18 protein-coding genes and 1 tRNA gene are annotated in these 25,471 nt (G+C 69.2%); 13 read left to right on the forward strand and 6 right to left on the reverse strand.

Going from position 1 to position 25,471, the window contains the following annotated elements; genetic code table 11:
* Positions 1-2 precede the first annotated feature (2 nt).
* Positions 3-692: a GNAT family N-acetyltransferase gene (locus AWC02_RS15585; RefSeq protein ID WP_237160496.1), complete on the reverse strand. Its 690-nt coding sequence runs from the start codon at positions 690-692 to the stop codon at positions 3-5.
* A 147-nt stretch (positions 693-839) separates the two neighbouring features.
* On the opposite strand from AWC02_RS15585, the gene pdhA reads away from it, so the two are divergent.
* The 3 genes from pdhA to AWC02_RS15600 are packed head-to-tail and all read left to right on the forward strand — an operon-like array spanning position 840 to position 4,173.
* On the forward strand, positions 840-1,937 hold the full coding sequence (gene pdhA, locus AWC02_RS15590; protein WP_085129645.1) for a pyruvate dehydrogenase (acetyl-transferring) E1 component subunit alpha: 1,098 nt from the start codon (positions 840-842) through the stop codon (positions 1,935-1,937).
* Complete coding sequence (locus tag AWC02_RS15595; protein ID WP_085129646.1) at positions 1,934-2,992, forward strand: alpha-ketoacid dehydrogenase subunit beta; 1,059 nt, start codon at positions 1,934-1,936, stop codon at positions 2,990-2,992. Before pdhA ends, AWC02_RS15595 begins: the two co-directional genes overlap by 4 nt.
* Positions 2,989-4,173: a dihydrolipoamide acetyltransferase family protein gene (locus AWC02_RS15600; protein WP_085129647.1), complete on the forward strand. Its 1,185-nt coding sequence runs from the start codon at positions 2,989-2,991 to the stop codon at positions 4,171-4,173. The genes AWC02_RS15595 and AWC02_RS15600 overlap by 4 nt, the downstream gene beginning before the upstream one ends.
* 10 nt (positions 4,174-4,183) lie before the next feature.
* On the opposite strand, the gene AWC02_RS15605 is transcribed toward AWC02_RS15600, so the two are convergent.
* Both AWC02_RS15605 and AWC02_RS15610 read right to left on the reverse strand, forming a co-directional pair.
* Positions 4,184-4,942 carry an enoyl-CoA hydratase gene (locus tag AWC02_RS15605; RefSeq protein ID WP_085129648.1) on the reverse strand — a complete coding sequence of 253 codons (759 nt, stop codon included), beginning with the start codon at positions 4,940-4,942 and terminating at the stop codon, positions 4,184-4,186.
* 216 nt (positions 4,943-5,158) lie between these two features.
* Positions 5,159-5,232: transfer RNA gene (locus AWC02_RS15610), tRNA-Arg, on the reverse strand.
* A 267-nt stretch (positions 5,233-5,499) separates the two neighbouring features.
* Between AWC02_RS15610 and AWC02_RS15615 the strand changes: the two genes are divergently transcribed.
* The 4 genes from AWC02_RS15615 to AWC02_RS15630 all read left to right on the forward strand — a co-directional run bounded on the left by AWC02_RS15615 (position 5,500) and on the right by AWC02_RS15630 (position 13,070).
* Complete coding sequence (locus AWC02_RS15615; RefSeq protein ID WP_085129649.1) at positions 5,500-6,948, forward strand: wax ester/triacylglycerol synthase family O-acyltransferase; 1,449 nt, start codon at positions 5,500-5,502, stop codon at positions 6,946-6,948.
* Positions 6,945-8,636: an HAD-IB family hydrolase/lysophospholipid acyltransferase family protein gene (locus AWC02_RS15620; protein WP_085129650.1), complete on the forward strand. Its 1,692-nt coding sequence runs from the start codon at positions 6,945-6,947 to the stop codon at positions 8,634-8,636. The genes AWC02_RS15615 and AWC02_RS15620 overlap by 4 nt, the downstream gene beginning before the upstream one ends.
* Complete coding sequence (locus tag AWC02_RS15625) at positions 8,633-10,987, forward strand: glycerol-3-phosphate 1-O-acyltransferase (protein WP_085129651.1); 2,355 nt, start codon at positions 8,633-8,635, stop codon at positions 10,985-10,987. Before AWC02_RS15620 ends, AWC02_RS15625 begins: the two co-directional genes overlap by 4 nt.
* A gap of 70 nt (positions 10,988-11,057) precedes the next feature.
* The gene (locus AWC02_RS15630) at positions 11,058-13,070 is read left to right on the forward strand and encodes a bifunctional copper resistance protein CopD/cytochrome c oxidase assembly protein (RefSeq protein ID WP_085129755.1); all 2,013 of its coding nucleotides are present in this window, start codon (positions 11,058-11,060) and stop codon (positions 13,068-13,070) included.
* An 18-nt stretch (positions 13,071-13,088) separates the two neighbouring features.
* Here the strand turns inward: AWC02_RS15630 and AWC02_RS15635 are convergent, their stop codons facing one another.
* Positions 13,089-13,667, reverse strand: coding sequence for a TetR/AcrR family transcriptional regulator (locus tag AWC02_RS15635; RefSeq protein ID WP_085129652.1), 579 nt, complete (start codon positions 13,665-13,667; stop codon positions 13,089-13,091).
* A gap of 116 nt (positions 13,668-13,783) precedes the next feature.
* Between AWC02_RS15635 and AWC02_RS15640 the strand changes: the two genes are divergently transcribed.
* Positions 13,784-14,614, forward strand: a complete 831-nt coding sequence (locus AWC02_RS15640) for an SDR family NAD(P)-dependent oxidoreductase (protein WP_085129653.1) — start codon at positions 13,784-13,786, stop codon at positions 14,612-14,614.
* Here the strand turns inward: AWC02_RS15640 and AWC02_RS15645 are convergent.
* A complete protein-coding gene (locus tag AWC02_RS15645; RefSeq protein WP_237160497.1) occupies positions 14,576-15,307 on the reverse strand; it encodes a nitroreductase family protein in 732 nt (243 codons plus the stop codon). The genes AWC02_RS15640 and AWC02_RS15645 overlap by 39 nt on opposite strands.
* Before the next feature lie 131 nt (positions 15,308-15,438).
* Positions 15,439-16,770, reverse strand: a complete 1,332-nt coding sequence (locus AWC02_RS15650) for an MFS transporter (protein ID WP_085129756.1) — start codon at positions 16,768-16,770, stop codon at positions 15,439-15,441.
* A gap of 171 nt (positions 16,771-16,941) precedes the next feature.
* On the opposite strand from AWC02_RS15650, the gene AWC02_RS15655 reads away from it, so the two are divergent.
* The 5 genes from AWC02_RS15655 to AWC02_RS15675 all read left to right on the forward strand — a co-directional run bounded on the left by AWC02_RS15655 (position 16,942) and on the right by AWC02_RS15675 (position 25,459).
* Complete coding sequence (locus AWC02_RS15655; RefSeq protein ID WP_085129655.1) at positions 16,942-17,730, forward strand: LppX_LprAFG lipoprotein; 789 nt, start codon at positions 16,942-16,944, stop codon at positions 17,728-17,730.
* Positions 17,731-17,881: 151 nt separating this feature from the next.
* Positions 17,882-18,361: a single-stranded DNA-binding protein gene (locus tag AWC02_RS15660; protein WP_085129656.1), complete on the forward strand. Its 480-nt coding sequence runs from the start codon at positions 17,882-17,884 to the stop codon at positions 18,359-18,361.
* Between the two features lie 80 nt (positions 18,362-18,441).
* Entirely contained in the window at positions 18,442-20,115 is a 1,674-nt protein-coding gene (gene ettA / locus AWC02_RS15665) for an energy-dependent translational throttle protein EttA (RefSeq protein WP_046315073.1), read from the forward strand.
* A gap of 53 nt (positions 20,116-20,168) precedes the next feature.
* Positions 20,169-25,022 carry an NAD-glutamate dehydrogenase gene (locus tag AWC02_RS15670; RefSeq protein ID WP_085129657.1) on the forward strand — a complete coding sequence of 1,618 codons (4,854 nt, stop codon included), beginning with the start codon at positions 20,169-20,171 and terminating at the stop codon, positions 25,020-25,022.
* The gene (locus AWC02_RS15675) at positions 25,019-25,459 is read left to right on the forward strand and encodes an acyl-CoA thioesterase (protein WP_085129658.1); all 441 of its coding nucleotides are present in this window, start codon (positions 25,019-25,021) and stop codon (positions 25,457-25,459) included. The genes AWC02_RS15670 and AWC02_RS15675 overlap by 4 nt, the downstream gene beginning before the upstream one ends.
* The last annotated feature ends 12 nt before the right edge of the window (positions 25,460-25,471 follow it).

The raw sequence follows: 25,471 nt of genomic DNA on the forward strand, positions 1-25,471 counted from the left end.
GGTCAGGCCGTCGCGTCCCGGACTCGCTGCGCGAGTCGCCGGCGCACCTCGGGCCAGTCTTCGGCGGTGATCGAGAACAACACCGAGTCGCGGATGGTGCCGTCGTCGCGGCGGAAGCTGCGGCGCAGGGTGCCCTCGTAGTGGGCGCCCAGCCGAGCGATGGCTTGTTGCGATCGATGGTTGCGGGTATCGGTCTTGAGCTGAATCCGCCCGGCGTGCAGCGTGTCGAAGGCGTAGCCGAACAGCAGCAGCTTGGCTTCGGGATTGACCGCGGTCGCCCACACCGCAGGGGTGTAGAGCGTGAAGCCGACTTCGAGCCAGGCGTCGCGCGGGTGCGCATCCAGGAAGGAGGTCGTCCCGACCACCGCCCCGGCGGCAAGCCCGCCGATGCTGCGGCGGGTGCGGACCACCCAGGGCTGCCAGTCGGCGAGGTCGCATCGTTGCTGCAGAGTTGCGCGGAATTCCGCCAGGCCGGTAGGGCGGCCGGGCACGTGCGCCCACACCGCGTCGTGATCCAGCGTCGCCAGCAACTCCGCGGCATCGGTCTGCGGATCCAGGGCCGATAACCGGATCGCTTCCCCGACCAGTTCCGTACCGGCCGGCACGGGCCAGGTCATCTCCGGCCAGGCGGTGTCGTGCGGGCGCGGATCGGTGACGGGGGTGAACCGCTGGAGTTCGTCGCTGTGCGCCACATCGGGACTATAGGGCCGCCGGCGCCGCCGGGCGACAGCTTTTTCGCCCCTGCGCACGGGCCGACACGCGCACCGTCGAGTGTCGCGGCCGCAGGGGTAGCGGGGTGGGCGCTGGCATAATGAGATCAGCGTCACAAGGAGGCTCGCATGGGCCAGCTGCCAGGGAGTACCGGTCCGCAGGTCGCCCTGGAACCTGTGCAGCTGATCGGGCCGGACGGCGAGCCCACCGGCGAGCGTCGCTACAGCCCAGAACTGCCCGAGACGACTCTCATCCGGCTCTACGAGCTGATGGTGCTGACCCGCGAGATCGACACCGAGCTGGTCAATCTGCAACGCCAGGGAGAGCTGGGGCTCTATGCGTCGTGTCGCGGTCAGGAGGCGGCTCAAGTCGGTGCGGCCGCCTGCCTGCGCGACACCGACTGGCTGTTTCCGCAGTACCGGGAGCTGGGAGTCTTCCTCACCCGGGGGATTCCGCCGTGGCATGTCGCGGCCTCCTGGCGTGGAACCTGGAACGGCGGGCTGGATTTCACCGCGAAACGCTGCGCCCCGATCGCGGTTCCGATCGGCACGCAGGCGCCGCACGCGGTGGGCGCGGCGATGGCGGCCCGCCTGCTGCACGAGGACTCGGTCACCGTCGCCTTCGCCGGCGACGGCGCCACCAGCGAAGGAGACGTACACGAGGCACTGAATTTCGCCGCGGTGTTCACCGCCCCGTGCGTGTTCTATGTGCAGAACAACCAGTGGGCGATCTCGGTGCCGCTGCGCAAGCAGACCGCTGCTGCATCTCTGGCGCACAAGGCGATCGGGTACGGCATGCCGGGCATCCGGGTCGACGGAAACGATCCGCTGGCCTGCTATGCGGTGATGGCCGAGGCAGCCGAACGAGCGCGCAACGGCGGCGGACCGACCCTGATCGAGGCCGTCACCTACCGGCTGGGCCCGCACACCACCTCAGACGATCCGACGCGTTACCGCAGCACTGCCGAACTCGACCAGTGGACGGCGCTCGACCCACTCCCGCGCTATCGCAGCTACCTGCGCACTGTCGGCGTGTGGTCGCAGCGACTGCAGGATCGAGTCGAGGCCGAAGCCGAGCGCGCGCGCACCGAACTGCGCGAGGCCACCGTCGGCGCCCCCGACGCCGACATCGACGAGGTGTTCACCGCCGTCTACGCCGAGACCACCCCGGACCTGCGGCAGCAGCGCGCGGAGCTGCGTGCCGAGTTGGACAGGGGGCAACAGTGACCCAGATTCTCCAACCGGCCTCGCGGCCGGCCGGTACCGGACCCGCCGCAAGCCACCCGGAGCAGCCAGCACCTACCGGCGAGCTGACCATGGTGGCCGCACTCAACCGGGCATTGCGTGACGCGATGGACGCCGACCCCAAAGTCCTGGTCTTCGGCACCGATGTCGGCGTCCAGGGCGGGGTGTTCCGGGTGACCGATGGGCTGACCGAAACCTTCGGGGAGCAAAGGTGTTTCGATACGCCACTGGCTGAGTCGGCGGTGATCGGCATCGCCATCGGCCTGGCCATCCGCGGATTCGTCCCCGTCCCGGAGATTCAGTTCGACGGGTTCAGTTACCCGGCGCTGGATCAGGTGGTCAGTCACCTGGCGAAGTACCGGACCCGGACCCGCGGCGCGCTGTCGATGCCGGTCACCGTTCGTATCCCGTCCTTCGGGGGAATCGGCGCGGCGGAGCATCATTCGGAATCCACCGAAACCTATTGGGCGCACACCGCCGGCCTCAAGGTGGTGGTGCCGGCCGATCCCTCCGACGCCTATTGGCTGCTGCGCCATGCGATCGCCGCGCCCGACCCGGTGATGTTCCTGGAGCCCAAGCGGCGGTATTGGGCCCGGGGCCCTGTCGACACGGCGCACCCAGCGCCGGGCATCGGCAGCGCTGCCGTGCGCCGGCCCGGCTCTGATGTCACGGTGCTCACCTACGGCGGTGGGGTGGCCACCGCGCTGTCGGCGGCCGATATCGCGGCGCACCATCACGGGTGGAGCCTGGAGGTGGTCGACCTGCGCTGCCTGGCCCCGCTGGACTTTGACACCGTCGCGGCGTCGGTGCGGCGCACCGGGCGATGCGTGGTGCTGCACGAGGGGCCGCGCAGCCTGGGCTACGGTGCCGAGCTGGCCGCGCGCCTGCAACAGGAGCTGTTCTACGAGTTGGAGGCACCGGTGTTGCGTGCCACCGGTTTCGACACCCCGTATCCGCCGGCCCGGCTGGAGCGCCTGTGGCTGCCCGGCCCCGACCGGCTGCTGGACTGCGTCCAGCAGGTCCTGGAGGCGCCATGAACCCGCAGACGGTCTCGACCTTCGCCGTACCCGACCTCGGCGAGGGGCTCGAAGAGGTGACGGTGACCAGCTGGAACGTCGCGGTCGGCGAGGTGATCGAACTCAACCAGACGTTGTGCTCGGTGGAGACGGCCAAAGCTGAGGTGGAGATCCCCAGCCCGTACGCCGGCCGGGTCGTGGAACTCGGCGGTGCGGTCGGCGACGTGCTGGCGGTCGGGGCACCGCTGGTGCGCATCGACACCGGCGCCTCGGCCCCGCAGCCCGCGCCCGCCGGCCGAACTCCGGTACTGGTCGGCTACGGCGCCGACGACACCTTCGACACCAGTACCCGCGCCTGCACCTCCACGACCGGGCGGCCCAAGGCCAAACCGGGTGCCCGCAAGCTGGCCGCCGAGTTGGGCGTCGACCTCAGCGCGGTACCGCCCGGCCCGGGCGGCGTGATCACCGCCGACGGTGTGCGCGCCGCCGTCGGGCAGTCGGCGCTCGAGGACGAACTTCGTTCACCGAGCCCGGTACAGGTGGCCATGGCTGAGCGAATGGCCCTGTCGCGCAGCACGATTCCCGACGCACATGCCCGTGTACACGTGGATGCGACGAACCTGCTGGCGTTGCGGGATCGCCTTGCCGCGGCGGGCGGCGCCGAGATCACCCCGTTCGTGTTGATCCTGCGCCTGCTGATCGTCGCCCTGGCCCGCCACCCGGTGCTCAACGCGACCTGGGTGCAAGCGCCCGGCGGCCCGAAGATCCGCACCCACCGCGCGGTGCACCTGGGCTTCGGGGTGGCCACTGCCCGCGGACTGCTGGTCCCGGTGATCTTCGACGCGCACCGCATGACCACGCGCGAGCTCGCCGCCGAAGTGGCCCGGCTGGCCGCCGGGGCCCGGGCCGGCACGCTGCGGCCGGCCGAACTGCAGGGCTCGACGTTCACGGTGTCCAACTTCGGCGCGCTCGGCCTCGACGACGGCGTTCCGGTGATCAACTACCCGGAAGCCGCCGTCGTGGGAATCGGTGCGGTGAAACCGCGGCCGGTCGCGGTCGGCGACAGTGTCGCCGTGCGGCCGCAGCTGAGCGTGACATGCGCGTTTGACCATCGGATCGCCGATGGCGCGCAGGCCGCCCAATTGCTCTGTGCGCTACGGGATCTGATCGAGCAGCCCGAGATCGCGCTGCTGGACCTCTAGGCGGGCGCGGCTACCTGCGCTGGGCCGCTGCCAACCGGGCGGCGAACTCCGGGGACTCCACGGTGGCCGCCTGGGGGCCGAGCTCTGACTGTTTGGCGAACTCGTGCTGCTCGCCTTCGATGGCACCGGGGCTGGCGGTGGTCCGCATAGTGGCCTTGGTCGCCAGGACCACCTGCCGGGGCGCCGAGGCGGGCCCCGCGGCCAGCGCCAACGCCGCGGCCACCGGGTCGTCGTCGAGCTGCAGCGCCAAGCCGTGGCGCATCGCGGCCTGGGCGTCGAACCGCATGCCGAACAACAACGCGGCCCGTGCCACCTGCGGACCCACCGCGCGGTGCAGCATCCAGGTCGCGCCGCCGCCGGGATGCAGACCCAATTGCTGGAAGCGGGCGTCGAACACCGCCGCCGGCCCGGCGACGCGGACGTCGGCGGCCAGTGCCAGGTTCAGGCCCGCGCCCACAGCGGCGCCGTTGACCGCGGCGATCGTGGGCAGCGTGCACTGGGCGACCGCCATGAAACCGTCGTAGAGCGCCAGGAGCCCGGCCTCGGTGGCGGCCCCGAGAGCCGACAGGTCGGCACCGGCGCAGAACGCCCGGCCTGCCCCGGTGACCACCACGGCATGGACCCCGGAGTCGGCTTCGGCCCGCTCGACGGCGGCCCGCAGCTGCGCCGACATCGTGTCGGTGACCGCATTGCGGCGGTCCGGATCGTTGACGGTGATCAGGGCCACCCGGTCGGTGACGCTGTAGAGGACCAGATCGGGACGGGTCATGAGCCGATGAGGTGAGTGCGCCGGATCAGGCGATCAGCGCGACGAGCACTGCGGACAGCACCACCAGCGCGATCATGAACAGGGTGTAGAAGATGATCGTACGTTCGTGGCCCATTGGCCCACCTTTCCGGGATCGCGGCGACTTCGGGGTATCTTCGCCGTTCGCTGACACCATGTCATGTTCTTCGGACTTCTAGCGCTTCAACCCGGCTGACGCGCCCCCGGCAGGACTCGAACCTGCGACCACAAGATTAGAAGTCATGTGCTCTATCCACCTGAGCTACGGAGGCAATACCGGCCCAGTTTATCCGCTGGTCACCGGGGCCCGGAGCCGACCGAGCGCGCCGGCGGACGGCACTGCCAATTGAACCGGCCAACACGGTATTTCGGTCGGGCGGCGACGCTGCGGATCTGCGCCAATCGGCACCCGTCGCCGTCAGCCAGCATTTAGCGTTGAATAGTGCCCGTGACGTGTGTGAATCAGCAGGAGTGTGTGGTGGCGGCCGCCTCGGTTTGTCCAGGAGGGCGGCGCGGAGCGCCAGAGGGGGTGGCGCGGCGTGGGTGAGCTCGTCGACGCCGCGGGCCTGCCCACCGAACTAGGGCCGCTGGACTACCTGCTGCACCGCGGTGAGGCCAACCCGCGCACCCGCTCGGGGATCATGGGCGTGGAGCTGCTCGACACCACCCCGGACTGGGATCGGTTCCGGAACCTGTTCGAAAGCGTCTCCCGCAAAGTCCTGCGACTGCGTCAGAAAGTAGTGGTGCCCACCCTGCCGACCGCTGCCCCGCGCTGGGTGGTGGATCCGGACTTCAACCTCGACTATCACGTCCGGCGGCTCCGGGTGCCCGAGCCCGGCGGCTTACGTCAGGTGCTCGACATGGCAGAGGTGTCGTTGCAGTCACCGATGGACCTCCAGCGCCCGTTGTGGTCGGCCACGCTGGTGGAAGGGCTGACCGGCGGCCGGGCCGCGACCATCATGCACCTGAGCCACGCGGTCACCGACGGCGTCGGGGGTGCGGCGATGTTCGGCAGGATCTATGACCTGGAACGCAATCCGCCGGCCCGGCCGATGCCGCCGCAGCCGGTACCGGAAGACCTGTCGGCCAACGACCTGATGCGCGACGGCATCACCCATCTGCCGCTGTCGCTGCTCGGCGGCACCCGCGACGCGCTGGCGGGGGCGCTGTCGATGGCCACCCGCACGGTGCGCGACCCGTTGTCGGCGGTCACCGGCGCCATCTCCTACGCCCGCTCCGGAGCGCGCGTGGTGCGGCAGGCGGCCGAGCCGTCCCCGCTGCTGCGCCGGCGCAGTCTGAGCAGCCGGACCGAGGCCATCGACATGCGCCTGGCCGACCTGCACCGCGCGGCCAAGGCCGGCGGCGGATCCATCAACGACGCGTATTTGGCAGCGCTGTCGGGTGCGCTGGGCCGATACCACCGGGCGCTGGGCGTGCCGATCGCCGCCTTGCCGATGGCGATCCCGGTGAACCTGCGCGCCGAGGAGGACCCGGCCGGGGGCAACCGGTTCACCGGGGTGAACTTGGCCGCCCCGATCGGGGTCCTCGACCCGGCTGAGCGGATCACACGAATCCGGGCCCAGATGATCGAGCGTCGTGACGAGCCGGCGATGGGCGTGCTCGACTCCATCGCACCGCTGCTCAGCGTCTTTCCGGACCCGGTGCTGGAAAAGATGTCCGAGTCGGTGGTCAACGCCGACGTGCAGGCCAGCAATGTGGCGTTCTATCCGGGCGAGACCTACATTGCGGGAGCAAAGGTGCTGCGGCACTACGGAATCGGTCCCTTGCCGGGCATCGCGATGATGGTGGTGCTGATCTCGCGCGGCGGCGAGTGCACGGTCACGGTCCGCTATGACCGCGCCGCGGTCCGCGACGAGAAGCTGTTCGCCGCATGCCTGGTGCAGGGCTTCGATGAGGTGCTGGCGCTGGCCGGGGACCCGGCGCCGCACTGTGTTCCCGCGTCATTCCAGCTGGGCGGCCAGTCATGAGCGACGGTGCGAAGTCCCGGCCGCCACGCGACATGCGGCTGCCCGGCTCAGTCGCCGAGATAGCCGCCAGTCCGCCGGGTCCCAAGATCGGGGCGTTCTTCGACCTCGACGGCACCCTGGTGGCCGGCTTCACCGCCGTGATCCTCACCAGGGAGCGAGTGCGCAGCCGCGACATGGGGCTGGGGGAGTTGTTCGGCATGATCCAGGCCGGGCTCAACCACCAGCTCGGCCGTATCGAGTTCGAGCAACTCATCACCACGGCCTCGGCGGCACTGCGCGGGCGCTCGATCAGCGACCTCGACGAAATCGGTGAGCGGCTGTTCGTCCAGAAGATCGCCAAGCGCATCTACCCCGAGATGCGCGAACTGGTGCGGGCCCACCAGGCGCGCGGGCACACGGTGGTGCTGAGTTCGTCGGCGCTGACCATTCAGGTGCAACCCGTGGCCCGTTTCCTGGGTATCACCAACACCCTCACGAACGAATTCGTCACCGACGAGAACGGTGTGCTCACCGGCGAAGTGGTCAGGCCGATCCTGTGGGGACCCGGCAAAGCCGCGGCGGTACAGAAGTTCGCCGCCGAGCACGACATCGACCTGCAGGACAGTTACTTCTATGCCGACGGGGACGAGGACGTCGCGCTGATGCACCTGGTCGGAAATCCCCGGCCCACCAACCCGGAGGGTAAGATGGCCGCCGTCGCCCGCAAGCGGGGCTGGCCGATCCTGCGGTTCAGCAGTCGCGGCAGCGGCGTGGTGGGCCAGCTGCGCAATCTGGCCGGGATCGGTTCGATCCTCCCGGTGGGGGCGGGCGCGGTCGGGCTGGGCTTGCTCAGCGGCAGCCGCCGCCGGGGCGTCAACTTCTTCACCACCGTCTTCCCGCAGGTGCTGTTGGCCCTCAACGGTGTGCGCCTCAACGTCATCGGCAAGGAGAACCTCACCGCCCAGCGGCCGGCGGTGTTCATCTTCAACCACCGCAACCAGGTCGATCCGGTGATCACCGCCGCACTGGTCCGCGACAACTGGATCAGTGTCGGCAAGCGGGAACTGGAGAAGGACCCGATCGCGGGGCCGCTGGGCAAGCTGACCGAGATGGTGTTCATCGACCGCGACGACCCGGAATCGGCGGTGGAGTCGTTGCAGCAGGTCGAAGAGCGCGCCAGGCGCGGCCTGTCGGTGATGATCGCCCCCGAGGGAACCCGGGTCGACACCACCGGGGTGGGCCCGTTCAAGAAGGGGCCGTTCCGGCTGGCGATGGCGGCCGGGCTCCCGATCGTGCCGATCGTCATCCGCAATGCCGAGGTGGTCGCGGCCCGGGACTCGATGAGCGCCCACCCGGGCACCGTCGACGTCGCGGTGTTCCCCCCGATCTCCGTCGCAGACTGGACCCTCGACACGCTGCCCGAGCGGATCGCCGAGGTTCGCCAGCTGTATCTGGACACCCTGGCGCACTGGCCGGACGACGGGCTGCCGCCGGCCTCCGAACCGTCGGCCCCCAAGGCCCCCGCCAAGAAGGCGCCCGCCAAGAAGGCGCCCGCCAAGAAGGCGCCCGCCAAGAAGGCGCCCGCCAAGAAGGCGCCCGCCAAGAAAGTGCCCGCCAAGAAAGTGCCGGCCAAAAAAGCGCCGGCCAAAAAAGCGCCGGCCAAGAAGGCACCCGACAACCAGCCGCCGACTCCGAAGGGGGACCTGTGACGACATCGCCGGCCGCGCCGCCCCCGGAGGCCGCGAGCGCCGACACGCTGGTCCTGGCCTACGTGTCGTCGCCGGTGGAGGCCGACCTCGTCCACGAGTGGCTGGAACGCTACCGCGACGGCCGGCCCGGCGCCCGCGTCGAACTCCTGGAGCTCGACCCCGCACAGCGCTCCGGCGGGGCCATGGCCCGGTTGGTCGGGCACCTTCAACAGGACGAACGGCGGTCGATCCTGCCGGTGCGGGTGTTCTGGATGCCACGTGCCGAAGCCTCCGCCCTCAAGCGGGTGGCCGCGTTGCTTCCCGGCCGCAATCCCTACCGGCCCAGCGAACGCCAACAACGGCAGATCCTGCGCACCGAGGCGTCGCTGGCCCGGGTGGTCGTCGGTGAACCCGCCAGCGTCGCCGAGCTGCGCAGCCAGTGGACCGAGCACACCGTCGGTGAGCACCCCCGCGACTTCGCGCACTTCGTCACCCGCCGGGCGAAGCTGGCCCTGGCGCGCGCCGAGAACCGGATCCTGGGGCCGCAGTACAAGTCGCCGCGACTGGTCAAGCCCGAGATTTTGGCGTCCGCGCGCTTCCGGGAGGGCTTGGAGGCCATACCGGGCGCCACCCTCGATGAGGCCGGCACGATGCTCGATGAGCTCTCCACCGGTTGGAGCCGGGTATCGGTGGACCTGGTGGCGGTGCTGACCCGGTTGCTCAGCCGCGGTTTCGACCCGCAGATCGACTACGACGAGTATCAGGTGGCGGCGCTGCGGACCGCGCTGGAGAACCATCCTGCGGTGCTGCTGTTCTCCCACCGGTCCTACATCGACGGCGCGGTCATGCCGGTGGCGATGCAGGAGAACCGGCTGCCGCCCGTGCACGTCTTCGCCGGCATCAATCTGTCGTTCGGCCTGATGGGGCCGTTGCTGCGCCGCGCCGGGGTGATCTTCATCCGGCGCAACATCGGCAACAACCCGCTCTACAAGTACGTGCTCAAGGAGTACGTCGGCTATGTCATGGAGAAACGGTTCAACCTGAGCTGGTCCATCGAGGGAACCCGGTCGCGCACCGGCAAGATGCTGCCCCCCAAGCTCGGGCTGATGACCTACGTGGCCGACGCGTACCTGGACGAGCGCACCGAGGACGTTCTCCTGCAGGGTGTTTCGATCAGCTTCGACCAGCTGCACGAGACCGACGAGTACGCCGCCTACGCCCGCGGCGGCGAGAAGACCCCGGAGGGCGTGCGCTGGCTCTACCGGTTCATCAAGGCGCAGGGCGAACGCAACTACGGCAAGATCTACGTGCGGTTCCCCGAGGCCGTATCGATGCGCCAGTACCTCGGTGCCCCCGACAGTGCCGCGGCCACCGATCCCGACGCCAAGCGGCTGGCCATGCAGAAGATGGCGATCGAGGTGGCCTGGCGGATTCAGCGCGTCACCCCGATCAGCGCCACCGGCCTGGTGTCGGCCCTGCTGCTGACCACGCACGGGCTGGCGCTGACGCTGGAGCAGATTCACCATTCGCTGCAGGCCGGGCTGGACTACCTGGAACGCAAGCAGACCCCGATCTCCACCAGTGCCTTGCGGTTGCGCAGCCGCGACGGGGTACGCGCGGCCGTCGACGCGATGTCCAATGGGCATCCGGTCACCCGCGTCGACGGCGGACGCGAGTCGGTGTGGCGGATCGCCCCGGAAGACGAACACGCCGCGTCGTTCTACCGCAACTCGGTGATCCACGCCTTCCTGGAGACCTCGATCGTCGAGCTGGCCCTAGCCCATGCCGGCAGCAGCGACGGCGACCGGTTGGACGCGTTCTGGACCCAGGCGATGCGGCTGCGGGACCTGCTCAAGTTCGACTTCTACTTCGCCGACTCGGCGGCGTTCCGCGAGAACCTCGCCGAGGAGATGTCGTGGTTCGGCGACTGGCAGACACGGGTCGCCGCCGGCGGCGCCGAGATCGACAAGATCCTGTCCGAGAAGACCCCGGTGACCTCCGACGTGATGTTGCGGGTGTTCTTCGAGTCCTACGCGATCATCGCCGACGTGTTGTGCGACGCACCGGCCGACGTCGGTGAGCACGAATTGATCCAGATGGCGTTGGGCGTCGGCCGCCAGTATGTGGCACAGGGGCGCGTCCGCAGCAGCGAGTCCGTGTCCACGCTGCTGTTCGCCACCGCCTGCCAGGTGGTCGCCGATCAGGGTCTGCTGGAGCCCGCGCCGGACCTGGCCGACCGCCGCAAGGCGTTCCGGGCCGAGCTGCGCCAGATCCTGCACGACTCCGACCGCATCGCCGGCATCGCCCGGGATGCGTTTGCCGCCCGGGACATGGAGGTGCGGCGGCATTGGCGGGGAGTCGGCGGGGGCTGATCAGGTAGCCGCCGGTGCGGTGTTCCGCCTGGTATGCGCCGCGGCGGGCGCGCACCATACCCTGGAAGCCATGACGGCGATTTCGGCGATCCGCGGCCGCGCGGCGATCCTGGTGCCGATGCTGTCCGGATTGGCGCTGCTGGCCGGCGGCACCGCCGCGGGAATCGGGGCGCTGTCGCTGACCGACGCGCTGACGGCGACCGGCCTGCCCGACCCGGGGCCGGTGACCACTCTGGGGCTGCCCTTCGTGCGGGCGGTCGGCGAGTTCGCCGCCGCGCTGGCGGTGGGATCATTCCTGCTCGCGGCGTTTCTGGTGCCGCCGCAGCAAAGTGGGGTGCTCGACGCCGCCGGCTACCGCGCGCTGCGGTTGGGATCTGTCGCGTCGGGCACCTGGGCGGTCTGCACGGCGCTGCTCGTTCCCCTGACCATCTCCGATGTCTCCGGCCACCGGTTCTCGCAGCTGCTGGAACCGTCGACCGTGTGGTCGCTGGCGGGCCTGCTCGACACCGCGTCGGCCTGGCGCTGGACAGCCTTTTTGGCGGCGCTGCTCACCCTGGTGAGCCTGCCGGTGCTGCGCTGGTCGTGGACGCCCGTGCTGCTGGCCGGATCGCTGCTGACCCTGCTGCCGTTGGGGTTGACCGGTCACTCGGCGGCCGGCGGCTCGCACGACCTGGCCACCAACAGCCTGCTCATCCACCTGATCGCCGCGGGCCTGTGGGCCGGCGGTCTGCTGGCGTTGCTGGTCCACGCGCTGCGCGGCGGCGAGCACGCCGACCTGGCGGCACGGCGATTCTCCACGGTGGCGCTGTGGGGTTTCGTGGCGATGGGCCTCTCGGGGATGCTCAACGCTCTGGTGAGGGTGACCCCCGCGGAACTGTTCACCACCCCATACGGCCGGTTGGTGACGGCCAAGTTCGTGGCCCTGTGCGTGCTGGGCGTCATCGGGATCTGGCAGCGGCGCCGCGGCGTGGCGGCGCTGCAGGAAGACCCCGACCAGCGCGCTCCGCTGATCCGGCTGGCCCTGACGGAGGCGGTGGTCTTCGCGGTCACGTTCGGGATCGCGGTGGGGCTGGGGCGCACCCCGCCCCCTCCGCCGGCGGTGCTCGACCCGTCGATCCCGATGGTCAAGATCGGCTACGACTTCGCCGGTCCGCCGACCGTGGCGCGCATCCTGTTCGACTGGCGCTTCGACGTGGTGTTCGGCACGGCCGCGCTGGTGCTGGCGGGTGTGTACCTGGCCGGTGTACTGCGGCTCCGCCGGCGCGGCGACGCCTGGCCCGCGGGCCGCACCACCGCCTGGATGCTGGGCTGTCTGACGCTGCTGTTCGCCACCTCGTCGGGCACCGGCCGCTACATGCCGGCGATGTTCAGCATGCACATGGTCGTGCACATGCTGCTGTCGATGCTGGTGCCGATTCTGCTGGTACTCGGCGGGCCCACCACGCTGGCGTTGCGGGCGTTACCGGTCGCCGGACGCGGCGAGCCGCCCGGTATGCGGGAGTGGCTGCTGGCCGCGCTGCACAGCCGGTTCTCGCGGTTCCTCACCAACCCGATCATTGCGGCGGTGATCTTCGTCGTCGGTTTCTACGGCCTGTACTTCAGCAGTCTGTTCGACTCGATCGTCGGCAGCCACGCCGGGCACCTGGCGATGAACGTGCACTTTCTGCTCAGCGGCTATCTCTTCTACTGGGTGGTGATCGGCGTGGATCCGACGCCCCGGCCCATCTCGCCGCTGGCGAAACTGGCGGTCGTGTTCGCATCGCTGCCCCTGCACGGCTTCTTCGGGGTCTTCCTGATGGGCATGCAGAAAGTGCTGGGGGAGTGGTTCTACGGTTCCCTGGGTCTGCCCTGGCACACCGACCTGGCCGGCGACCAGCATCTCGGGGGCGGAATCGCCTGGGCGGCAGGGGAGCTGCCGCTGCTGATGGTGATGATCGCCCTGTTGGTGCAGTGGCATCGCAGTGATCGCCGCACCGCGAAGCGACTTGACCGCGCCGCCGCCCGCGACGACGACGCCGACCTGGCCGCCTACAACGCGATGCTGGCGCAGATGTCCCGGCGCGACGGCACAGTGCAGCGCTGAGCCGAGCGCGGCGACCGCCTAGGCGATCTGCCCGGCTGTGACAAGCACCGCCGCGCGCACCCGGTCGGCGAGGGCCTGTGCCGAGGAGGTGTCGAGCTTGCCGTCCAGGTACAGGAAGGCCAGGCCGTGCACCAGCCCCCACACGGCGATGGCCATCGCCTCCGGGTCGGAAGAGGGAAAAACCTGCTGCACTATCGAGTTCAGGCGATCCTGGATCGCCGTCACCGCCGCCGATCGCTCCGGGTTGGCCGGATCGCACTTCTCGGCGAACATCACCCGGAAGAGTCCAGGGCGGTTCACGGCGAACTGGACGTAGGCGATCGCGATCGTGGCGAGATCGTCGGCCGTCTTCGGCTCGGGATGTGCCGCGATCAGGTCGGTCGCCAACTCGCGATAACCCACGGCGGCGATCGTCGACAGCAGCGCCTCGCGGTCGGCGAAGTGCCGGTAGGGCGCGGCGGTCGATACCCCGGCGCGGCGGGCCGTGGCACGCAGCGACAGTTCCGAGGCGCCGTTTTCCTCAAGGAGATCCATAGCTGCGCGCAACAGGGTTCCGGGCAGGTCACCGTGGTGGTAGGCCTTGGTCGACGTTGACATCTCTCGACTACCCCGTGTTGACGCCGCTTACATGAGTTCCTAACGTTAGCAGCGCCCGCCGTGTAAGCGCCGCTAACATAAGGCGCTCGGCGGCGTTCACCGAAGGAGACCGTGCAGTGAGCTCACCGCGAACGATCGTGATCACCGGCGCCAGCGACGGCATCGGTGCCGTCGCCGCGCGCGCCCTGGCCGGACCGGAGGTCAACCTCGTCGTCACCGGCCGCTCGGCCCAGAAATTGGCGCCGGTCGCCGCCGACACCGGTGCCACCGCGTTCACCGCTGATTTCGCCGATCTGAACCAGGTTCGCGAACTGGCCGAACAGATCCGCGAACAGGTCGGCCCCATCGACGTCCTACTGAACAACGCGGGTGGAACCTTCGCGCCGAGGCTGCGAACTGCCCAGGACCATGAACCCAACTTCGGGATCAACCACCTCGCGCCGTTCCTGCTGACGAACCTGCTACGCGATCGGCTGGCCGCAGCTGGTGGCGCCTTGGTGCTCAACACTTCCAGCATTGGCAACCGGCTGGGACACGTCGACCTCGATGACCTGGACTATCGCCGCCGGCGCGCCTTTGAGACGCGGGCCTACGGGACAAGCAAGCTGTTGAACATCCTGTTCACCCGGGGCATCGCTGCGCGCTGGGCTGACGACGGGATCGTCTCGGCCGCGGTGCATCCCGGTCCGGTCGCGTCAAGCTTCGGTCGCGACTCATGGTTTGTCGGCCTGCTCTACCGCACTCCGCTGCGCCACCTCGCGGCCATCACGCCGGTCCAGGGGGCCGCGCCGTTGATCGAACTGGCCAACCGCGGCGCCGACCCGGAGATCAACGGCGTCTACTTCGACCGGCACCGGGCGAACGGCCGGGAGAATCGGCAAGCCAGCGACCCCAAGCTCATCGACGGGCTATGGACCATCTCCGCCGAGCTTGTCGGGCTGGACTGATCGCCACGGCTGGTGACCGAAGCGGTCGACGTGCACCACGTCTTCGATCGGTGGACGCTGGGTCGGGCCGTATCGCCCGCGCGCCCAGCCGATCGGGATGACGCACACCGGCACCATCTCGGGCGGCAGCTCCAGCACACGGCGTGTGCGGCGGACCAACCACACGGGCAGCGTCTGCAGTGAGGCGCCCAAGCCCACCGCGCGGCACGCCAGGAGCAGGTTCTGCACCGCGGGAAAGACCGAACCGTGGAACGCCGAGATGGAGATCTGCGGCCAGCCCGCCGGCCGGTGGAGCAGGGTGCGCCGGTAGCAGGCCACCACGAGGGTCGGCAGCTCGTGGTAGTGCTCGCGTTGCCATTCGGACACCCGCAACTGGCGTCGTGTCGCATCATCGGCGGCAGCGCGTCTGGCAAACCACCCGAACAGCTTGAACATGCGTTGGTAGCTGCGCACCAGGCGCCGCTTCTGCTCGGGGTCATTGACGACGACAAATGCCCAGTCTTGACTGTTCGAGCTGGTAGGAGCCTTCAGTGCGAGCGCCAGCACCTCGCGCAGCAGTTCCTGGTCGACGGGGGAGAAGTGCAGCCGGCGGATCGCCCGCTGGGAGCGCATGGCCTCGGCGAGCGGCATGTTCAATCCCGCGAGTGCCTCGGCGGTCTCAGGGGGCGCGAAGGGGTCCGGGGTTGTGCTCACCGCTTCTCCTCCACCACACGACCTTCGATACCGGCGTCGGTGAGTCGGCGCAGGAAGTTGTCGCCACCGGGCGACGTGGCAAGCAATGTTAACAGTGCTTACGGCAGCATCGGCGGCGACGCGTCAGCGCGCTACTCGCGCAGGCCCGCTTCGGCGATCGCCTCAGCTTCGTGCTCGGTGGCTACCGACGGTCCCGATCCCGGGAGTCGTTTACCGGCGACCTCCGGGGTGAACCACACCGTGATCGCTCCCACGACGCCGGCGCCCATCAACAGATAGGCCGGCATCAGCACATTGCCGGTCCCCGCCACCAGCGTCTCGGCGATTAACGGCGTGGTGCCGCCGAACAGCGACACCGAAATGTTGAAACCGATCGCCACCGCGAAGTAGCGCACGGGGGAGGGGAACAGCGCGGGCAGGGTCGACGGTGTGGTGCTGTAGAAGCACAGCAGCCCCAGCCCGATGAGCAGCACACCGAGCAGACGCAGTGGATAGCTGCCGCCCTGGCCGATCAACAAGAATGCCGGAACGGAGCCGAAGATCAGCACAGCGCTGCCGGTCCACAGGATCGGCTTGCGGCCGATCCGGTCGGACAGCCTGGCCAGCGGCACCACCGTGACCAGCATCAGCACCAGCGTCACCACGATCATCCCCAGCCCGCGGCTGCCGCTGATCCGGCCGACCTGCTTGAAGTACGTCGGCAGGTAACCGGTGAGCAGATAGTTGGTGACGTTCTCGGCCAGCACCAGGCCCATGCAGATCAGCAGGCTTCTGCGCAGCCCGAGCACCGTCCGCCAGGCCGGCGCGTTGCCGGGTTCGGTGCCTGCGTCGGCGTGCAGTCGTTCGTAGACCGGTGACTCGTCGATGCGCAAGCGCATGTACAGCGCGACGACGGCCAGCGGGACACCCAGCAGGAAGGGCACCCGCCAGCCCCACCGCAGCATCTCGGCCACCGGCAGCTGCGCCTTGAGGACGGCCACCACCGCCGCGCCCATCACGTAGCCGCCCAGGGTGCCCAACGGCAGGAATCCGGTCAGCGCACCGCGATCGCGATCCGGGGCGTGTTCGCTGATGTGGGTCATGGCGCCCACATACTCGCCGCCGGTGGAGAACCCCTGCATGATGCGGGTGACCAGGAGCAGGACCGGAGCCCAGATCCCGATCTCCTCGAAGGGCGGCAGCAGGCCCGTCACCGTCGTGCCGACCGCCATCAGTGTGACGGTCATGATCAACACGCGTTTGCGGCCGATCCGGTCACCCAGTGCGCCGAAGATGATGCCGCCGAACGGTCGCACCGCGAAGGCCGCCGCCAGGGTCCCGAACGTGGCGATCAGACCGGCCGCGCTGGAGCTGTCGCTGGGGTAGAAGACCTGGGCGATGGTGGTGGCCGAAAAGCCGTAGATGCCGAAGTCGTACCACTCCATGAAGTTGCCGATGGCGGTGCCCGCGATCGAGCGCCGCATGGCTACCGGGTCCGCGACCCGGATATCGTCGCGCGCCCAGGTGCCGCGGCCCGTGTGTTCACCGCTGCCGGTTCGGCCCTTGGTACCCACCGCAAGCAACGTATACCAACTACCCTGCCCCGCCACGGCAACTCCTGCCCGGCCGGCCGGGTGGCCTTTACCATGGCGAATATGCGCAGGCTGCCGGGCGTGCTGACCGTGGCCACCGCTGTCGCGGCCCTGACGGCCGGATGCGCGGTGACGCCGCCGGAAAGCGGTCCGGCGGCCTCGTCGTCAGCGGTCGCGCCGGCGGCGCCCGCCGCACCGCCGGGGTCCTGGGCCAGCGCCGCGCCGCGCCCGACGAAGAAATTCAGCGAGCCGCTGCCCGATGCTGCGGCGATCCTCCAGGAGTCCGGCGTCGCCACCGCGCAATCGGGCAGTGTGCACCTGTCGTTGTCGGTGATCGGTGAGATCGACGACATGGGCGTCACGGCGCTCGATGCGGACGTGACCGAGCAACCGGCCCCGGCGGCCCGGGGCTACGCCAAGATCGGCTACCGGGGCGCGGCGGCCTATGTCGCCGTCGTGGTGTTCGGCGGCCGCCTCTACGTGTCGCAGGAGCCGGGCCGGTGGGTCGATTACGGGCCGGCCGCCAACTTCTATGATCCGGCGCGCATCCTGAGCCCGGACACCGGCCTGGCGGACCTGCTTACCGGCTTCGTGGACCCCGAAGTGGTGCAGCGCGAGATGGTCGGTGACGTGCCCACGGTCCGGATCACCGGCGAGGTCTCGGCCGACGCGGCGAAGAAGATCGTGCCCCAGCTGCAGGCCACCAAGCGGACCGCGTGCACGGCCTGGATCCAGGAGACCGACGCGCATCACCTGGTCGCACTCGAGTTGGCCTCGGGGGACGACGCCGCTGTGCAGCTGGGGTTCTCCAACTGGGGAGCGCCGGTGATCGTCGGGCGGCCGCGCACCTAGCCGGTGCGCGGCGCTATCCCCAGTTCGCCGTTCTTCCACAGATGACCGGTGCGGGTGATCCCCGGCGGGGCTCGTTGTCGGCCCCGACCGGCCCAATGGGTGCAGCACCGGCGGGCTCCTCGGGTTCGCCGCAACCAGGAAGGAAGCACCCATGTTCGAGACAACGCTGACCGTGATCGGCAACATCGTCACCGACCCCATCCGCCGCCGGGTGGGTGAGCACGAGCTGATCAAATTCCGGGTCGCCAGCAACTCGCGCCGGCGCGGCGCCGACGGAAGCTGGGAGACCGGCAACACGCTGTTCATCACCGTCAACTGCTGGGACCGGCTGGTCACCGGAGTGGGTGCGTCGTTGAGCAAGGGATTGCCGGTGATCGTGGTCGGGCACGTCTTCACCAGCGAATACGAGGACAAGGACGGAGTCCGCCGGTCCTCGGTCGAGCTGCGTGCCACGGCGGTGGGCCCCGACCTGGCGCGGTGCGCGGCCCGCGTGGAGAAGATCATCGCCGCCGGACCGGACAGTCCGCTGGTCGCCGCACGCGGTGAGCACGCCGATGGCCCGGACAGCGCGCACACCGACACCGACGCCGATGCCGGAGCCGAGATGGCGGGCATGGCCCTGGCGCCGTGAGCGCAGCCGACAGCGGTGCCGGGTGACCCCCTAGGATGGTCAGCGAGCAATTTCGCGAGACCAGGAGGCGACACCCCGGCATGGCTGAGTTCATCTACACGATGAAGAAGGTGCGCAAAGCACACGGCGACAAAGTCATCCTCGACGATGTCACGCTGAATTTCCTGCCCGGCGCCAAGATCGGTGTGGTCGGCCCCAACGGTGCCGGCAAGTCCAGCGTCCTGCGGATCATGGCCGGCCTGGACAAGGCCAACAACGGCGACGCCTTCCTGGCGCCCGGCGCCACCGTCGGCATCCTGTTGCAGGAGCCGCCCCTGGACGAGACCAAGACGGTCCGGGAGAACGTCGAAGAGGGCGTGCCGATCAAGGCCAAGCTCAACCGGTACAACGAGGTCGCCGAGCTGATGGCCACCGACTACACCGATGAGCTGATGGAGGAGATGGGCAAGCTCCAGGAGGAGCTTGACGCCGCCGACGCCTGGGACATCGACTCGCAGCTCGAACAGGCGATGGACGCTCTGCGCTGCCCGCCGCCCGACGAGCCGGTGACCCACCTCTCGGGGGGCGAGCGGCGGCGGGTGGCGCTGTGCAAGCTGCTGTTGAGCAAGCCCGATCTGCTGCTGCTCGACGAGCCGACCAACCACCTCGACGCCGAGAGCGTGCTGTGGCTGGAGCAGCACCTGGCCTCCTACCCGGGCGCGATCCTCGCGGTCACCCACGACCGGTACTTCCTCGACAACGTGGCGGAGTGGATTCTGGAGCTCGACCGCGGCCGGGCCTACCCCTACGAGGGCAACTACTCCACCTACCTGGAGAAGAAGGCCGAGCGCCTCGAGGTGCAGGGCAAGAAAGACCAGAAGCTGCAGAAGCGGCTCAAGGACGAACTCGCCTGGGTGCGCTCGGGCGCCAAGGCCCGCCAGGCCAAGAACAAGGCCCGGCTGCAGCGCTACGAGGAGATGGCTGCCGAGGCGGAGAAGACCCGCAAGCTCGACTTCGAGGAGATCCAGATCCCGGTCGGCCCGCGCCTGGGCAACCAGGTGGTCGAGGTCGAACACCTCGACAAGGGCTTCGGCGGCCGCCTGCTGATCAAGGACCTGTCGTTCACACTGCCGCGCAACGGCATCGTCGGTGTGATCGGCCCCAACGGCGTCGGCAAGACGACCCTGTTCAAGACCATCGTCGGTCTCGAAGAGCCCGACAGCGGCACGGTCAAGGTCGGCGAGACGGTCAAGCTGAGCTACGTCGACCAGAATCGCGCGGGTATCGACCCGAAGAAGACGGTCTGGGAAGTGGTCTCCGACGGTCTGGACTACATCGAGGTCGGCCAGAACGAGATCCCGTCGCGGGCGTACGTCTCGGCGTTCGGCTTCAAGGGCCCCGACCAGCAGAAGCCTGCCGGTGTGCTCTCCGGTGGTGAGCGCAACCGGCTGAACCTGGCGTTGACGCTCAAGCAGGGCGGCAACCTGATCCTGCTGGACGAGCCGACCAACGACCTCGACGTCGAAACGCTCGGTTCGCTGGAGAACGCCCTCGAGCAGTTCCCCGGGTGCGCGGTGGTCATCAGCCACGACCGCTGGTTCCTCGACCGCACCTGCACGCACATCCTGGCGTGGGAGGGTGACGACAACAACGAGGCCAAGTGGTTCTGGTTCGAAGGAAACTTCGGCGCCTACGAGGAGAACAAGGTGGAACGGCTCGGGGCCGAAGCGGCGCGTCCGCATCGAGTGACCCACCGCAGACTCACCCGCGACTAAGGTTGGTCCGGTAGCGGCGCTGCCGGCACTGACACGGGTCAGGAGGGGTGGGGATGACAAGGTCCACCAAGGAATCGACCGCGTGGACAATATTTCCCGATCCCTCTGAACCGCAAGGCATTCCCGCCTGGGTAACGGCTGCCTACGTCGAGGCCTACCGCGGGTCGCACAGCGACTCGCTGGTCGGTGACGAACTCATCGGTACCGATCCGGCCGGCCGGGCCGCCGCCACCGCCGTGGTGACCCCGGCCCTGGCGGCCGCGCAGGCCCGGCTGGCGTCGCACCGGCTCGCCGGGCAGACCCGGGTTGCGGTGTACCCCGCCGACGACAGGTGGGCATTCGGGCCGGCGCTGCAGGTGGTCACCGAGCACGCCGGCATGCTGATGGACTCGCTGGCGGTGCTGCTGCACCGCCTCGGGGTGGCCTTCGTGGGCATCATGACGCCGGTGTTCGCCGTGCAGCGCGACGCGGCAGGGGAGCTGCTCAGCGTCTCCCCGGCCGAGACGGACGGCGCGGCGGGTGCCGAGGCGTGGATCCATGTCCAGCTGTCACCGACGGTCAACCGGCACACCCTCGCCGAGATCGAACGGCTGCTGCCGGACGTGATGGCCGACGTGCGGCAGGTAGCCGTCGATTCCCACGCGATGCGCAGCGCGCTGACCGAGCTGGCCGCCGAGGTCGAGGCTGACCCCCACGGGCGCTACCGCGCGCCGGATCGCCACGACGTCGCCGCTTTGCTGCACTGGCTGGCCGATGGGCACTTCGTGCTGCTCGGCTACCAGAAAGGCGTGGTGCGCGACGGGCAGGTGCTGGTCGACGACGACGCCCGGCTGGGGGTGCTGCGCCTTCGTAAGTCGTTGCGGCCCAGGCTTACCGGCGACAAGTTGCTGACTCTGGCGCAGGCGACCGTGCCCAGCTTCATGCGGTTCAGTTCGCGTACCTATGTGGTGGTGATTCGTCAGGACACCGGTGACAGCGTCGTCGCGCACCGCTTCGTCGGGTTGTTCACCGCCGGGGCCATGAACGCCGATGTCTTCGAGATCCCCGTCATCTCCCGCACCGTCCGCGAGGCCCTGGCGCTGGCGGACAAGGAGCCCGGCCATCCGGGGCAGCTGCTGCTGGACATCATCCAGACCATCCCCCGTTCAGAGCTTTTCGCGATCGACGCCGAGCAGTTGCTGGCCATGGCGATGGCGGTGTCCGACCTTGGTTCGCGGCGCGGCACCCTGCTGTTCCTCCGCGGCGACCGAACCGGGCGCTTCGTGTCCTGCCTGGTGTATCTGCCCCGCGACCGCTACACCACGCCGGTGCGGGTGCACATGGAGAACATCCTGCTCCACGAGTTGGGTGGGGTAGGGCTGGAATACAGCGCCCGCGTCAGCGAAGCGCCTTGGGCGTTACTGCATTTCATGGTCCGGATGTCGGATGAACCCGACGCCCGCGCGGTCGACTGCGGCGAGGCCACCCGGCTGCGGATCCAGGGGCTGCTGGCTGAGGCCACGCGCACCTGGGGTGACCGGCTGCTCGAGGCGGCGGCGCAGGACTCCATCGACGCCGAACTGGCCGAACACTATGCCGCCGCCTTCGACGAGAGCTACAAGCAGGCCGTCACCCCGGCCGAGGCAGTCGGCGACATCCCAATCGTCGAGCGGCTGACCGATGGCTCGGTCACGTTGGTGTTCTCCGGCTACGGCGAGGCCGACGGAGCGCAGTTGGCCTGGTTTCTCGGCGGGCACGGGGCATCGCTGAGTCGTCTGCTGCCGATGCTGCAGTGCATGGGGGTGGCGGTGCTCGAGGAGCGGCCGTTCACCGTCACCCGCACCGACGGCCTGACGGTGTGGATCTACCGATTCAGGGTGTCGGCGCACCCCACCATCGACATCCCGGCGACCGGCCCCGCGCGCGTCGACGCCGAGCAGCGGTTCGCCGAGGCGGTCACCGCCATCTGGGAGGGCCGGGTCGAAGCCGACCGATTCAACGAATTGGTGCTGCGCGCCGGGCTGACCTGGCAGCAGGTCGTGGTGCTGCGCGGCTACGCCAAATATCTGCGTCAGGCCCGATTCCCCTACAGCGAGAGCCACATCGCCGCGGTGCTCAACGACTACCCCGGCATCGCGCGGGCCCTGGTGGCACTGTTCGAGGCCCTGTTCGACCCGTCCCGCGTGCAGCGCAACACCGACGCGCAAGCCGCGGCCGCCGAGGTCGCCGCCGGAATCGACGCGGTGGTCAGCCTGGACACCGACCGGGTGCTGCGCGCCTTCGCCTCCCTGATTCAGGCCACCCTGCGCACCAATTACTTCGTCACCCGCACCGAGTCGGCACGGGCGCGCAATGTGCTGGCGCTCAAGCTCGATGCCCGCCTGATCGATGAGTTGCCGCTGCCGCGCCCCAAATTCGAGATCTTCGTCTACTCGCCGCGCGTCGAGGGTGTGCACCTGCGATTCGGCTTCGTCTCGCGCGGGGGGCTGCGCTGGTCGGACCGCCGTGAGGACTACCGCACCGAGGTCCTCGGGCTGGTCAAAGCCCAGGAGGTGAAGAACGCCGTCATCGTCCCCACCGGGGCCAAGGGCGGATTCGTGGTCAAAAGCCCGCCGACGCCCACCGGCGACCCGGTCGCCGACCGCGAGGCAGCCCGCCAGGAAGGGATCGCCTGCTACACCCTGTTCATCTCCGGCCTGCTCGACGTCACCGACAACGTCGATCACGCCACCGGGACCATCAGCGCGCCGCCGCAGGTGGTGCGCCGCGACGGCGACGACGCCTACCTGGTGGTCGCCGCCGACAAGGGCACCGCGAGCTTCTCCGACATCGCCAACGGGGTCGCCGAGTCCTACGGCTACTGGCTGGGCGACGCGTTCGCGTCCGGCGGGTCGGTCGGATACGACCACAAGGAGATGGGGATCACCGCCAAGGGCGCCTGGGAATCGGTCAAGCGGCATTTCCGCGAGATGGGCATCGACACCCAGACCCAGGACTTCACCGTCGTCGGCGTCGGGGACATGAGCGGCGACGTGTTCGGCAACGGGATGCTGCGCAGCCGACACATTCGGCTGGTCGCCGCCTTCGACCACCGGCACATCTTCCTCGACCCCGACCCCGATCCGGCCCGCTCCTTCGCCGAGCGGCAGCGGATGTTCGACCTGCCCCGGTCCAGTTGGGACGACTACGACAAGTCCCTGATCAGCGACGGCGGCGGTGTGTATGCGCGCGACCGCAAGTCGGTGCCGGTCAGCCCGCAGGTGGCCGCGGTGCTGGGTCTCGACGCGAACGTCACCGAGCTGACCCCGCCCGCGCTGATCCGGGCGATCCTGCGGGCACCGGTGGACCTGCTGTTCAACGGCGGGATCGGCACCTATGTCAAAGCCGAGTCCGAGTCCGACGCAGACGTGGGTGACCGCGCCAACGACCAGGTGCGGGTCAACGGAAACCAGGTGCGCGCCAAGGTGATCGGTGAGGGCGGAAACCTCGGCGTCACCCCGCTGGGCCGGGTGGAGTTCGACCTGGCCGGCGGCCGGATCAACACCGACGCGCTGGACAACTCCGCCGGAGTGGACTGCTCCGATCACGAGGTCAACATCAAGATCCTCATCGATGCCCTGGTCACCGTCGGCAAGCTCGACGCCGCGGATCGTCCGCAGTTGCTCGCGTCGATGACCGATGAGGTCACCGCTCTGGTCCTGGCCGACAACACCGCCCAGAACGACCTGATGGGCACCAGCCGCGCCAATGCGGCGAGTCTGCTGCCGGTGCATGCCGACCAGATCCGGCATCTGGTGGCCGCCCACGGCCTGCACCGCGAACTGGAGGCACTGCCGTCGGAGAAGGAGATCATGCGGCGGGCCGAGGCCGGGCTGGGTCTGGCCTCCCCGGAACTGGCCACGCTGATGGCGCACGTGAAGCTCACGCTGAAGGCGGCGGTGCTGGCCACCGATCTGCCCGAACAGGACGCGTTCGCCGCCCGGCTGCCGCAGTACTTCCCGCGAATCCTGCAGCAGCGCTTCGGCGCCGAGATCCGCCAGCACCAACTGCGCCGCGAAATCGTCACCACCATGCTGGTCAACGATGTGGTGGACACCGCGGGCATCACCTACGCCTACCGGATCACCGAGGATGTGGGTGTCGACCCGGTCGATGCCGTGCGTGCCTACGTCGCGACCGACGCCATCTTCGGGGTGGGAGAGCTGTGGCGCCGGATTCGCGCGGCCGGGGAGCGCGACGGCCTGCCGGTGGCGGTGACCGACCGGATGACCCTGGACCTGCGCCGGCTCATCGACCGGGCGGGCCGTTGGCTGCTCAACTACCGGCCCCAGCCACTGGCAGTGGGCGCCGAGATCAATCGGTTCGCCGGGCAGGTCGCCGAACTGTCGCCGCGGATGATGGACTGGTTGCGCGGTGACGATGCCGGCATCGTCGCCAAGCACGTCGGCGAGTTCGAAGCCCAGGGCGTGCCCCGTGAGTTGGCCACCGACGTCGCCATGGGCCTGTACCGCTACAGCCTGCTCGACGTCATCGACATCGCCGACATCACCGAACGCGACGCCAACGAGGTGGCGGACACCTACTTTGCGCTGATGGACCGGTTGGGCACCGACGGGCTGCTGACCGCGGTCGCCCAATTGCCCCGCAACGACCGCTGGCATGCCTTGGCGCGGTTGGCCATCCGCGACGACATCTACAATTCGGTGCGGTCGCTGTGCCTGGACGTGCTGGCGGTCGGGGAACCGGATGAGGACGGGATGCAGAAAATCGCCGAATGGGAATCGACCAACGCCTCGCGCGTCGAGCGGGCGCAGCGCACGCTGACCCAGATCTATGAGTCCGACCAGCGAGATCTGGCGACACTGTCGGTGGCGGCGCGCCAGATCCGCAGCATGACGCGCGCCAGCGGGCGAGGAGCGGTGTCGTGACTGCCGCCGGCGAACCCGCCGGGCAGCCCGCGGGTTTTGTGGCATCGGTTCCGGTGCGCTGGTCGGACATCGACATGTACCAGCACATCAACCACGCGACGATGGTGACGATGCTCGAAGAGGCGCGGGTGCCCTTCCTGTCACCGGCCTTCGCCGTCGACATCACCAGCATCGGTCTGCTGATCGCCGAGGTCAAAGTCGCCTACAAGGGGCAACTGCGGCTCACGGACTCGCCGCTGCAGGTGACGATGTGGGTGTCGCGGCTGCGCACGGTGGACTTCACCATCGGCTACGAGGTGCGCTCGGTGCACGCCGCCCCGGATTCCCGGCCGGCGGTGATCGCCGAGACGCAGCTGGCCACGTTCAGCATCGACGAGCAGAAGCTGGTGCGGCTGTCTGCCGACCATCGCGCGTACTTGGAGAAGTTCCTGCGCTGAGTGCGCCGGGGC

Origin of the sequence: Mycolicibacter engbaekii, from assembly GCF_002101585.1 — a bacterium.
Classification (GTDB): domain Bacteria; phylum Actinomycetota; class Actinomycetes; order Mycobacteriales; family Mycobacteriaceae; genus Mycobacterium; species Mycobacterium engbaekii.